13 protein-coding genes are annotated in these 12,169 nt (G+C 58.0%); 3 read left to right on the forward strand and 10 right to left on the reverse strand.

Going from position 1 to position 12,169, the window contains the following annotated elements; all coding sequences use genetic code 11:
* Nucleotides 1–106 precede the first annotated feature (106 nt).
* The 3 genes from phbB (at nt 107) to bfr (ending at nt 1,862) form a co-directional block, all read left to right on the forward strand.
* Complete coding sequence (gene phbB / locus CFBP6623_RS13300; protein WP_046799762.1) at nt 107–832, forward strand: acetoacetyl-CoA reductase; 726 nt, start codon at nt 107–109, stop codon at nt 830–832.
* 267 nt (nt 833–1,099) lie between these two features.
* Complete coding sequence (locus CFBP6623_RS13305; RefSeq protein ID WP_080600126.1) at nt 1,100–1,411, forward strand: (2Fe-2S)-binding protein; 312 nt, start codon at nt 1,100–1,102, stop codon at nt 1,409–1,411.
* Entirely contained in the window at nt 1,377–1,862 is a 486-nt protein-coding gene (gene bfr, locus CFBP6623_RS13310) for a bacterioferritin (protein WP_046799648.1), read from the forward strand. Before CFBP6623_RS13305 ends, bfr begins: the two co-directional genes overlap by 35 nt.
* 48 nt (nt 1,863–1,910) lie before the next feature.
* On the opposite strand, the gene CFBP6623_RS13315 is transcribed toward bfr, so the two are convergent.
* From CFBP6623_RS13315 to obgE, 10 genes are all read right to left on the reverse strand, one after another.
* Nucleotides 1,911–2,423, reverse strand: a complete 513-nt coding sequence (locus CFBP6623_RS13315) for an RNA pyrophosphohydrolase (RefSeq protein ID WP_080841823.1) — start codon at nt 2,421–2,423, stop codon at nt 1,911–1,913.
* A 56-nt stretch (nt 2,424–2,479) separates the two neighbouring features.
* Nucleotides 2,480–3,679 (reverse strand): divergent polysaccharide deacetylase family protein, encoded by a 1,200-nt coding sequence (locus CFBP6623_RS13320; RefSeq protein ID WP_046799650.1) that lies wholly within the window; start codon nt 3,677–3,679, stop codon nt 2,480–2,482.
* A 165-nt stretch (nt 3,680–3,844) separates the two neighbouring features.
* Complete coding sequence (locus CFBP6623_RS13325; protein WP_046799651.1) at nt 3,845–5,173, reverse strand: S41 family peptidase; 1,329 nt, start codon at nt 5,171–5,173, stop codon at nt 3,845–3,847.
* A complete protein-coding gene (locus CFBP6623_RS13330) occupies nt 5,163–6,560 on the reverse strand; it encodes a murein hydrolase activator EnvC family protein (RefSeq protein ID WP_046799652.1) in 1,398 nt (465 codons plus the stop codon). The genes CFBP6623_RS13325 and CFBP6623_RS13330 overlap by 11 nt, the downstream gene beginning before the upstream one ends.
* 158 nt (nt 6,561–6,718) lie before the next feature.
* On the reverse strand, nt 6,719–7,201 hold the full coding sequence (rlmH, locus tag CFBP6623_RS13335) for a 23S rRNA (pseudouridine(1915)-N(3))-methyltransferase RlmH (RefSeq protein ID WP_046799653.1): 483 nt from the start codon (nt 7,199–7,201) through the stop codon (nt 6,719–6,721).
* A gap of 157 nt (nt 7,202–7,358) precedes the next feature.
* Nucleotides 7,359–7,832 (reverse strand): ribosome silencing factor, encoded by a 474-nt coding sequence (gene rsfS / locus CFBP6623_RS13340; RefSeq protein WP_225244891.1) that lies wholly within the window; start codon nt 7,830–7,832, stop codon nt 7,359–7,361.
* Nucleotides 7,833–7,898: 66 nt separating this feature from the next.
* A complete protein-coding gene (locus CFBP6623_RS13345) occupies nt 7,899–8,522 on the reverse strand; it encodes a nicotinate-nucleotide adenylyltransferase (RefSeq protein WP_162249033.1) in 624 nt (207 codons plus the stop codon).
* 3 nt (nt 8,523–8,525) lie between these two features.
* Complete coding sequence (locus tag CFBP6623_RS13350) at nt 8,526–9,812, reverse strand: glutamate-5-semialdehyde dehydrogenase (RefSeq protein WP_046799655.1); 1,287 nt, start codon at nt 9,810–9,812, stop codon at nt 8,526–8,528.
* Nucleotides 9,805–10,974: a glutamate 5-kinase gene (gene proB / locus CFBP6623_RS13355; protein ID WP_046799656.1), complete on the reverse strand. Its 1,170-nt coding sequence runs from the start codon at nt 10,972–10,974 to the stop codon at nt 9,805–9,807. Before proB ends, CFBP6623_RS13350 begins: the two co-directional genes overlap by 8 nt.
* Nucleotides 10,971–12,038 (reverse strand): GTPase ObgE, encoded by a 1,068-nt coding sequence (gene obgE / locus CFBP6623_RS13360; RefSeq protein WP_006310970.1) that lies wholly within the window; start codon nt 12,036–12,038, stop codon nt 10,971–10,973. Before obgE ends, proB begins: the two co-directional genes overlap by 4 nt.
* Between the last annotated feature and the right edge of the window lie 131 nt (nt 12,039–12,169).

Genomic DNA, 12,169 nt, shown 5'->3' on the forward strand with positions numbered 1-12,169 from the left:
CCCATTGGCCGCATTTCTATGGCCGTTGAGCACGACGAACGAGTTCTGCAATAGTTGGGAGCGCTCGCATATTGAGACGCTTCGTTGACAGGTCATGGAGGCCGATATGAGCCGGGTTGCTTTGATTTCCGGCGGGACGAGCGGCATAGGTGCTGCAATCGCCCGCACCCTGCAGGCGGCCGGCTATCGCGTGGCCGTCAACTATGCCTTCACGACCGACAGGGCGGAAGCATTCCAGAAAGAAACCGGCATCCCTGCTTTTCAGTGGGACGTTCGAGATTACGACGCCTGCGTCGACGGCATTGCAAAGGTGGAAGAGACCTTCGGTCCCGTCGAGGTTCTTGTCAACAACGCCGGCATCACCCGCGATGCGATGTTTCACAAGATGTCGCCGCAGCAATGGCGCGAGGTGATCGACACCAATCTCACCGGCGTCTTCAACATGACGCATCCGGTCTGGCCGGGCATGCGAGATCGCGGCTTTGGCCGCATCGTCAACATTTCCTCCATCAATGGCCAGAAGGGCCAGGCGGGGCAAGCCAACTATTCCGCCTCCAAAGCAGGCGATATCGGCTTCACCAAGGCGCTCGCCCAGGAAGGCGCCAGCCGCAACATCACCGTCAACGCCATCTGCCCCGGCTATATCGGCACCGAGATGGTGAGAGCGATACCGGAAAAAGTACTTGCCGAACGGATCGTCCCGCAGATTCCGGTCGGGCGGCTGGGCGAACCGGAAGAAATTGCCCGTTGCGTCCTGTTTCTCGTTTCCGACGAGGCGGGCTTCATCACCGGTTCCACCATGACGGCCAATGGCGGGCAATATTTCGCCTGAGATCGGCTGCTCTTCACTTAGGCGACAGCTAAATCAGTAAACTTTTCGTGATGATTACTCCGGTAATATTGCCAAGCACAAAAACTTGAGCACGAAACACTGGAAAGTATCACACGCTAAACCAATGAAAATACGATAGTTTTTGTATAGTTTAGAATGAGTCTAGAAATTCCACGCCGATTCAAAAAAGAGGTTTTTCTTGACATTTGGTGTCCTGTTTTGGTTTAAGAACGAAAACAACGTGTTGCGTCATACAGGCAGTCCATCATGCTGGTTTGCAGCTGCAATTACATCACTGATCACGATATCCGGGACGTTATCAACGAACTCCTCGACGAGGACTGTTGGCAGCTGATCGTTCCGGCGAAAGTGTATCACGCCATGGAAAAACGTGGTCGCTGCTGCGGCTGTTTCCCGACCGTTGTCGACCTGATCATCAAGACCACCGAAGAATATCACGCCCGTCGCCACTCGACTGAGGCCGATGTTTTTGATTTTATGTCCCGCCTGAAGCGATTCCATGAAGAGAACAGGAGAGCGGACATTGAAAGGCGACAAAAAAGTCATCGAGCGGCTTAACGAGGCCCTTTTTCTCGAACTCGGTGCGGTGAACCAATATTGGCTTCATTACCGGCTGCTGAACGACTGGGGCTACACCAAGCTCGCAAAGAAGGAGCGCGCTGAATCCATCGAAGAGATGCAGCACGCCGACAAGATCATCGATCGTATCATCTTCCTCGAAGGCCATCCCAACCTTCAGACACTGGCTCCGCTGCGCATCGGCCAGAACGTCAAGGAAGTACTGGAAGCAGACCTGGCGGGCGAATACGACGCACGGACCTCTTACAAGAAGTCGCGTGACATCTGTTCCGAGGCCGGAGACTACGTCTCCATGAAGCTGTTTGAAGCCCTGCTGATCGACGAAGAAGGCCATATCGACTTCCTCGAAACCCAGCTCGATCTGCTCGGCAAGATCGGCGTGGAAAAATATGGTCAGCTCAACGCCGATTCCGCCAACGAAGCAGAATAAGCTTTCGACATTGGACAAGGAAAAGGCGGCCATTGGCCGCCTTTTTATTTATTTGCCGGAGAGGTGCCGGAACTCTGCCACCACCTGCTCGTAGACCCCGCGCTTGAACGGCACGATCAATTCCGGAAGGCTTTCCATCGGCTTCCAGCCCCAGGCATCAAATTCTGCCGTATGGCCCGTCGGCGGCGGGTCAATCTGGATTTCACTTTCGTCGCCTTCGAAACGGAAAGCGAACCAGCGCTGCGCCTGCCCACGATATTTGCCCCTTAAACCGATGCCGATCAGTTCGGGCGGCAGATCGTAGTTGATCCAGTCACTCGCTTCCGCAAGCAGAGTCACCGTCTTCATTCCGGTTTCTTCGTAAAGTTCACGAATGGCGGCCGTCAAGGGCCGCTCACCATCGTCGATGCCGCCCTGCGGCATCTGCCACAATTGCGGTGAGCCGTCATATTCGGAATTGCCTTCACTGATGCGCCGGCCGGCCCAGACAAGGCCTTCGGCGTTGAGAACCATTATTCCCGCGCAGGGGCGGTAAGGCAAATCTTCTGCTTTGATTGTCATAGGAAACCCGCATTGCTGAGCGCCGCAAAAGCGCATGAAATGGCCGCGCAGAAGGTTTACTGCCCCGCCTGCTGCGAAACAAGCGCAGAAACGCCAACGATCTCGATACCGCGCCCGCCCGCTTCCCGCGACCATTTGGAGATGGCGGCGATGCTTTCGTCGAAAGCCGAAGCCACACCGATCGCCTGGCCGTTGCGGCGTGCAATTCGCTCCAGCTCATCCAGCTTACGCAGGATGGCGCTTTCAGTCACTTCGCCATCAAGCAGAACATCGGCAAAACCCTGCGGCGCGGAGATCGCCTTGGCAATCCCGCCGCTCAACGACTGTGCCGATGAAGCATCATCCAGAAACAGCAGCCCGCGCTTGCCGATATCGCGCATCACCGGCTCCAGCGCCGCCTGTTCAGCAAGGAAACGCCCACCAAGATAGTTCATGATGCCGGTGTAATTGGTGATTTTTGCCATGGAGCGATGCAGCCGGTCGATGTTGACCTTCGCAGGATCGCCGGCCAGCAGCGTGTCCGGTCCGGGATTGGTGCCAGGATAACCGAAAGGCTCCAGCGGTATCTGCAGAAGGATTTCATGGCCCTCTCGGCGCCCTTCCTGCATCCAGCGCTGCAGGCTGTTGCCGCTTGCGGCAAAACCAAGCGTCACCTCCGGTGGCAGATCGCGAATGGCCTTTTGCGAACCCGTCTGGCTAAGGCCAAGACCGCCGACGACGATTGCCACCCGAGTGCCACGGGCACCCGACCAGGGCCTTGCATATTGCTCCATCGGCCGCAGGCCATCGGCGCCAACGACCGGCAGCCGTCCGAATGCGGACTCTTCCAGCAACTCCTCATTGGGACGAGTGGCCATGCGCGGGTCCTGACCATAGGTCTGGCCACTCATCAACACCGGCCCATTGCCATCGCGGGGTCTCGGAGAATAGACCGATACGACATTGCCGTCCGGCATGGTTTCCCGGTTGATATTGGCGCCAGACCGGCCGCCTTCCGGTTTCAGGCCGGCCGTCTCAGCAGAACCGGCCCCATCGGCAACCGCCGTTTCAGGCGTGCTGTGGGGCGGCTGCGGTTGAACATCCGGCCCGGGGGCCGTCTTCTGCAGATTGCCTGGCGAAAGCGCCGTATAGACGGAGAGCCCGCCGATAGAGAAAACCGCAAGCACGGACAAAACCATAATGACGGAAAAGCGCCGGTTGATACCGACGCTTTTTTTCTGACGACCCAGAAGCGGTTTTCGCAGGTCCGAAGGCAATGAACGGTCCGTCCAAACGGTCGAAGCATGTCACACAAAACTACGCGGTGGTTTGCGATAACGACATGCGGAAAAACAGGGACTTAAAGCAAAAGCAGCCAATCTGGAAATCGCGACCCGCTTTAAGCAATCGAAAAAATGCGCCGGCTGGCCGGCGCATCTATCTTACTGCTTGTTGACCACAGCCTTGTCCGGGTTCGGCGGGAAAGACGGATCAGTTTTGCCACCGCGCAGCAGATCCAGCGCATAGTTAAGCTGGATATCGTCCTTGGCTTCCGGCGGAACATAGGCGGAGGAACCCGAACCTTCGTCGGTTTCACTCTGGCCCTTGATGTGGCCGGAAAGACCGGATTCACCTTCGGTGGTCACCTTGCCTTGCAGTTCCGGCGGCAATGGCTGCTCCACCTTGATGTCAGGCTCGATGCCCGTACCCTGGATGGATTTGCCCGACGGCGTGTAATAAAGCGCCGTGGTCAGGCGCAGCGCACCCGCCTCGCCGAGCGGAATGATCGTCTGAACCGACCCCTTGCCGAAGGAGCGCGTGCCGACCACGGTCGCACGGCGCAGATCCTGCAACGCGCCGGCAACGATTTCAGAAGCCGAAGCCGAGCCGCCATTGACGAGCACGATCACCGGCTTGCCATCGGTCAGATCGCCGGCCGTCGCGTTGAAGCGGCGGGTCTCATCCGGGTTACGGCCGCGGGTCGAAACGACTTCGCCACGCTCAAGGAAAGCATCGGAGACATTGATCGCCTGATCGAGCAGACCGCCCGGATTAAGGCGCAGGTCTAGCACGTAACCCTTCAGCTTGTCAGCAGGCACATCCGCCTTGATCTTCTTGATCGCCTTTTCGAGATCGTCATAGGTCTTTTCGGTAAAGGAGATGACACGCAGATAACCGACATTGTCGCCCTCGACGCGAGACTTCACCGCACGAACGGCAATCACATCACGTACAACGGTGATTTCAAGCGGCTTGTCCGCGCCCTGGCGGATGACCGTCAGCTTGATCGGCGTCTTGACCGCACCACGCATCTTTTCAACAGCCTGCTCCAGCTTGAGGCCGCGAACCGGTGTACCGTCAATTTCCGAAATGAAGTCGCCAGCAAGAATACCCGCGCGGGAAGCCGGCGTATCATCCATCGGCGAGATGACTTTGACCAGTTCGTTTTCCATGGTCACTTCGATGCCGAGACCGCCGAACTCACCCTTGGTCTGGGTGCGCATGTCGGTGGCATCCTTGGCATTCATGAAGCTGGAATGCGGATCGAGCGAGCTGAGCATGCCATTAATGGCATTTTCCACCAGCTTCTCGTCATCCGGCGGCGTCACATATTGCGCGCGCACGCGCTCGAACACGTCGCCGAATATCGACAACTCCTTGTAGGTCGAAGGCCCGGCCGCCTGTGCCGGCATGCTCGCCGAATAAATCACGCTCATCGCCGTGGCGCCCATAAGCCCACCGATAAGGAGAAGCGAAACCTTACGAATCATTGTGCGCCCTTCCGGTATTTTTTGCGGTCCACCAAGGTTGGGAATCAACCGGCACACCATCTTTCCTGAACTCAATGTAAAGCGTTGGCCTGTCGGTTTCCAGCGCCAATGCTGCTGCACTCGCTACTCTTTTTGCACCCATGGAGGCGATGGGCTCTCCGGAGAACACGAACATTCCCTGCCGTGTCCTCACATTGTCCATGCCCGTCATCACCACATGATATCCATCACCCGTGTTGAGGATGATCATCCGGCCGTAACTGCGAAAATCTCCGGCAAACACCACAAAGCCGTCTGCAGGCGCCGTCACGATGGCCTCGGGTCCGCTCGCAACGACAATTCCCTTGGAAAAATGGCCAGTACCGTCAGCATCACCAAAGCGCCTGAGCACCTCGCCCGCAACCGGAACCTCCAGTTTTCCCTTCAAACTCGCGAAGGGATATGCGGGCGCAATGCGGTTTTTATCAGGCATTCCAGCCGCTGCCGCAGCGCGTTCCTTTTCACGTTCCGCTTCCGAAAGACGGGCCACGCGCTGCTCTTCCGCCCGCGCCTTTTCCATGGCTTCCCGCACCGACGTAATCTCGCCTTCAAGCGAACTGACCAGACCTTCAAGACTGGTCGCTTTGCTCGCCAGTTCCTCGGATCGTTTGCGTTCAGCCTCAAGCTCCGACGCCGTCTGGGTATTCTTACGGTCGTTTTCGGCAATCAACAGGTCGAGGCGTTTTTCCTCTTCCAGACTTGCCGTCATCATACCCGTAAGATCGTCCTTTTCGCGAGCGATTGCCTGCCTGAGATCGGTCAATTCTTTGAGAGCGGAAATCAGCTTGTCGGTTTCACCACGAATGCCCGGAACGACCGCACCAAGAAGAATAGCACTACGCACGGAAGCAAGTGCATCCTCCGGCGAAACGAGAAGGGCAGGTGGCGGATTTCTGCCCATGCGCTGCAATGCGGCCAGAACTTCCGCCAGCACACCCCGCCTTTCACGTAACGACGCTTTGACACCGTCTTCGCGAACGGACAGCTTGGCGAGGCGATCCTCACCGTCGCTGATCTTGGTTTCCAGTGCCTTGCGCCGCGCAGCAGACGCGATCAGCTCTTCCCGGATGCGGGCGCTGTCCTGATTGAGGGAAGCAATGCTTTCCTCAAGATTGCGGGTCTTGTCTTCCGAAAGGCCGATACTGTCGACCAGTTCCTCCAGATCCTGCCGGTTCTGATCACGGCGCTTCTCCAGCGTCTGCAACGCGTCCGGCGATGAATCGCCGTTCTCGGCCGGAGCCGCGCCCGCATCGTCCCGCGAATAGGCTGGACCGGCCCCCATGACGAAAGCAGCAATAACCGCGCCCGCAAGGGCAGCGCGCTGTTTTCGTTGAGACCTCTTGTCCATTTGAACTTTCTTTGATGCCGAAGCAGAAGCGCCGATATTAGGGATTTTGCTGCGATCTTCCAAGAGGCTTGAAAGAGGGCAACGGCAAAGCCATCTGCGCCTTTTCGTGTCGCGGAGCTTCATGTTAAAATTGAGACGATTTTTACACCAAAACCCGCTCAAACCCGATGATACGGGTGACCGGAAAGGATTGTGACGGCGCGGTAAAGCTGTTCGGCGATCAGAATACGAACGATCTGGTGCGGCCAGGTGAGCTTTCCCAGATTGAGAACGGCCGCCGCCCTGTCGTAAAGCGCGGGGTCGAGACCGTCAGCCCCGCCAATGGCAATGATGAGTTCGCGCTTGCCGCTATCGCGCAGGTCGCCAAAAAACGTGGCAAAAGCCGGACTATCCAGCGCCTTGCCGCGCTCGTCGAGAAGCACCAGCACTGAACCGTCGGCCAGATGTTTTTCGAGCATCGCCGCTTCTTCGCGCTTGCGCGTCTCCGCATTCGACGCCCGGCTTTCCGCAACCTCGATCACCCGCGAAAACTCCAGCCCGATTGCCGGGCCGGTCTTCGCGAGACGTTCGATATAACGGGTCGCAAGATCCTTTTCAGGGCCGGTTTTAAGCCGTCCCACCGCAAAAATCGAAATCCGCATCGCAAACCTGTGACTGTCGTGACAAACAGGGTCACGCTCTTAACAGCATAGAATGCGGATTCCTATGCGGCCGGTTCGATTTCCGGCCAGAGACATCGTGCCGAAGGCAAAGATGACCTTCGGCAAACACGATGCACTCGATCAAAGGCTCACCGCATCAATGCAGCGTTTCTTCCGACATTTCCGGCGTCGCCCACATTTTTTCAATGTTGTAGAAGGCGCGGATTTCCGGACGGAACACATGAACGATGACATCGCCGGCGTCGATCAGCACCCAGTCCCCGGTCTCCAGACCTTCGACGCGGGCGTTGCCGAACCCCTCATCCTTCATATCCTTGAGAAGATGCTCGCAAATCGCCGAAACATGCCTGTTCGATCGCCCGGAGACTACGACCATGTAGTCCGCAAGCGCCGATTTTCCGGCAATGTTGAGAGATACGATATCTTCAGCCTTGGAGTCCTCGAGGCTTGCGAGGACGGTTTCGAGGGCATGATCGGCGGCATCGTCGCCACTGTCCTGGCCCTTCGGGATAGCAACAAATGCTTTTCCCTTGCTGTGTACTGTTGTCAGAGGTTTTCCCTTTCCAAGAATGACAAAACAGATACTGCGCGACGCGATTCTCTGCGTCACACAATAAAGGTGGCATCAAAGCATTAACTTTTCAAGATATGGAGCCTTCAACGACCGCCGCATACATCATTTGTGATTATTGCGCAGCGCCGTGGAACTGAGCGTCGAACGCGGACCATGGATGAAGACCCAGGCGGGAGCCCGTTTTTTCCACAAAACCCCCGCATCATCCTCGTCTATCCGCGCCTGGCTGAAAGCCTGCGCCATGGTGGAGGAGAGGTAAGACAGGGTGGAGCCGGGACGGTCGATCACGGCAATCGGAAAGGTTTCGGCAATCGTGCGCCACTTCTGCCAGCGATGAAAGCTTTTCAGATTGTCGGCGCCCATGATCCAGATGAAGCGAACATGCGGATTTTTCGCCTTCACCTTGGCAAGCGTATTGGCCGTATAGCTGATGCCCAGCGATTTTTCGAAAGCCGTCACCTTGATGCGCGGATCGCTCACGAGTTTTTCGCAGGCGGCGATACGGTCTTCAAGGGACGCCAGTTCGGAACGGCTTTTCAGCGGATTGCCCGGCGTGACCATCCACCAGAGCTGGTCGAGACCGAGCCTGCGCAGCGCAATCTCGGCAACAAGCGCGTGGCCGGCATGCGGCGGATTAAAAGAGCCGCCGAACAGCCCGACGACCATGCCGCGCTCCGCATGCGGCATGGTGAGATAACGTCGGTCAAGGCGCTTCTCAGTCGGCAAATATCAGGTCCGTGTCTGGCCGGTGCCATGCACACGGTATTTGAACGAAGTAAGCTGCTCGACGCCAACGGGGCCGCGCGCATGCATCTTGCCGGTGGCGATGCCGATTTCCGCACCCATGCCGAATTCGCCGCCATCGGCAAATTGCGTCGAAGCATTATGCAGCAGAATGGCCGAATCGAGCTCATTGAAGAAGCGTTCGACCACTTGAGGGTCCTCAGCGATCACCGCTTCGGTATGGTTGGAGGAATAGGTGCCGATATGGTCGATCGCACCGGAAATGCCATCCACGACAGTAACCGAAATGATCGCATCGAGATATTCGGTGCGCCAGTCCTCTTCCGTCGCGGCCTTCAGGCCCTCAACCACATGACGAACCGCCTGCGAACCACGCACCTCGCAACCGGCTGCGATCAAGTCATTCACGAGTGGCGCCAGATGTGTGGAAACAGCAGCGGCATCCACCAGCAGGGTTTCGGCCGCGCCGCAAATGCCGGTGCGGCGCATCTTGGCGTTGACGACGATGCGTTTCGCCATATCGAGATCGGCCGATGCATCGACATAGATGTGGCAAATGCCTTCCAGATGCGCAAAGACCGGCACCCGCGCTTCCGACTGCACCCGGGCAACCAGGCTTTTGCCGCCACGCGGCACAATCACGTCAACGGTGCCGTTCAGTCCACCCAAAAGCGCGCCAACGGCGGCGCGGTCCGTCACCGGCACCAGCTGGATGGCATGTTCGGGCAGACCGGCAATCTTCAAACCTTCCACAAGGCAGGCATGGATAGCACGCGATGAATGTTGCGAATCCGATCCGCCGCGCAGGATGACGGCATTACCGGCCTTCAGGCAGAGCGCACCGGCATCCGCCGTCACATTCGGGCGGCTTTCGTAGATAACACCGATGACGCCGAGCGGCGTACGCACGCGCTCGATCTTCAGCCCATTGGGACGATCCCAGGCAGCGATGACCTCGCCAACCGGATCGGCCAGCGCAGCAACGGAGCGGATGCCTTCGGCAATACCGGCAATCCGCACCTCGTTGAGGGTAAGCCTGTCCACGAAGGAAGCGGCAAGCCCGGCAGTGTCCGCAGCCGCCAGATCTTTCTTATTGGCGGCAAGGATCACATCCCTCGACGCCTCGATGGCGGATGCCATGGCAAGAAGCGCACGGTTTTTCTGGTCCGTCCCTGCAATGGACAACGGTCGCGAAGCAGCTTTTGCCTGAGCGCCGATGGTCATCATCAGCGCGTCAATATCATGGCTCTGCTTCACGGCCTGTTCAGGCATGGACCTCATCCTTTTTTGCACTCTTAATTTTGACGGCGGCGCCGGTCATCACAAGGTCGTCGCGATGGATCATCGCCGCCCGCCCGACATAACCGAGAATAGCCTCGATCTCATTGGACTTGTGGCCGATGATAAGACGCGCCTCATCCGCGTCATAACCCGCAAGACCGCGCGCGACCTCCCGGCCTTCGACACCGATAATGGCGATTGCATCGCCGCGGCCGAAATTGCCCTTCACCACCCGTACGCCCGCGGGAAGCAGGCTCTTGCCGGCATAAAGGGCTTTTTCCGCGCCGGCATCCACATGGATTTCGCCGGCCGGCTGCAATTGCCCGGCAATCCAGGTCTTGCGCGCCGTCACCGGCGTGCCAGAAGGAGCAAACCACGAGGAACGAGCGCCGTTTTCGATCGCCTTCAGCGGATTGAGCGTCTTGCCGGAAGCGATGATCATGCCGCAACCGGCAGCGGTTGCGATCTTGCCTGCATCGATCTTGGTGCGCATGCCGCCACGTGAAAGCTCGGATGCCGCACCGCCTGCCATGGCCTCGATTTCAGGCGTAATATCGGCGATCGTCTCCAGGAATTTCGCATCGGGATCGAGATGCGGCGGAGCCGTGTAAAGTCCGTCAATGTCCGACAGCAGCACCAGCAGATCAGCACCCGTCATGGTCGCCACGCGTGCGGCCAGACGGTCATTGTCGCCATAACGGATTTCGGTGGTTGCCACGGTATCGTTTTCATTGATGATCGGGATGGCGCCGATCTTCAGCAACTGATTGATGGTGGCGCGCGCATTGAGATAACGGCGACGCTCTTCGGTATCGGAGAGCGTCAGCAGAATCTGGCCAGCGACGATCTCATGCCGCGACAGGCTTTCCGACCATGCCCGCGCCAACGCGATCTGGCCGACGGCCGCCGCCGCCTGGCTCTCTTCCAGCTTCAACGCACCGGAGGGCAGGTCGAGCACGGTGCGGCCAAGCGCGATGGCGCCCGAAGACACGACCTGAACATCCGCGCCGTTTTTCTTCAGCGCAGCGATATCCTCGCAGATGGCATCCAGCCAGTCTTTCTTGAGGCCGGTTTTACGGTCCACCAGAAGCGCCGACCCGATCTTGATGACGATCCGGTGGTGGCTGCCCAGCGGCTTGCGCGTCAGGCTCATAGGCGGTCGTCCTCTTCCTCGACCTCGCTCTCATGCGGCATCGACCGGTCTGGAAGGGCGGTATCGCCGCCATTGCTTGCCGAAACGATGATATCGCGAAGGGCGCGCAGCGCTTCCGTCATGCCGATATGCGCGGCAGCCGACAGAAGAAGCGGCGGACGACCGCAGGCCTTTTCCAGTTCCTTGGCCTTTTTCTTCAGTTCTTTCTCATCAAGCACGTCGATCTGCGACAGCGCCACGATTTCCGGCTTGTCGGTCAGGCCACCACCATAAGCATCCAGCTCGGCCTTGACAGTCTTATAGGCCTTGCCGACCTTTTCTTCCTGTGCGGAGACGAGGTGCAGAAGCACACGGGTACGCTCCACATGGCCGAGGAACCGGTCACCGATGCCGACGCCCTCATGCGCACCTTCGATCAAGCCCGGAATATCAGCCAGTACGAATTCACGACCATCGATGGTCGCCACGCCGAGGTTCGGATGAAGGGTGGTGAAGGGATAATTGGCGATCTTCGGACGCGCGCGCGTAACCGTCGCAAGAAATGTGGATTTACCCGCATTTGGCAGACCGACCAGACCAGCATCGGCAATCAGCTTAAGCCGCAGCCAGATCGTCTTTTCTTCACCAGCCAGACCCGGATTGGCATGGGTAGGCGCCTGATTGGTGGAGGACTTGAAGTAAGCATTGCCGAAACCGCCATTGCCACCGGCGGCAAGACGAAAACGCTGGCCCTCCTTGGTGAGGTCCATGATCAGCGTTTCATTGTCTTCTTCGAAAATCTGGGTGCCAACAGGGACTTTCAGCACCACGTCCGAACCCTTGGCGCCGGTGCGGGTCTTGCCCATGCCGTGCTGTCCAATCGAGGCCTTGAAATGCTGCTGGAAGCGAAAGTCGATCAGCGTGTTGAGACCATTGACCACTTCGACCCAGACGTCGCCACCGCGTCCGCCGTCACCACCGTCAGGGCCGCCGAACTCGATGAATTTTTCACGCCGGAAGGAAACGGCGCCAGCACCACCATCACCGGACTTGATATAGACTTTTGCTTCATCGAGAAATTTCATCGGACTGCCGTTCTATCGGTTTGCGGACGCAACAATCATGGCGTTGCGTCAAACAAAAATATCGTCGTTTCGAATACAAGCGCTTCGTCACGAGGTCAAAGACTATCGTGCGGGAAGCCCCTGCGTGAGAC

Source organism: Agrobacterium tumefaciens (genome assembly GCF_005221385.1).
Classification (GTDB): Bacteria; Pseudomonadota; Alphaproteobacteria; order Rhizobiales; family Rhizobiaceae; genus Agrobacterium; species Agrobacterium tomkonis.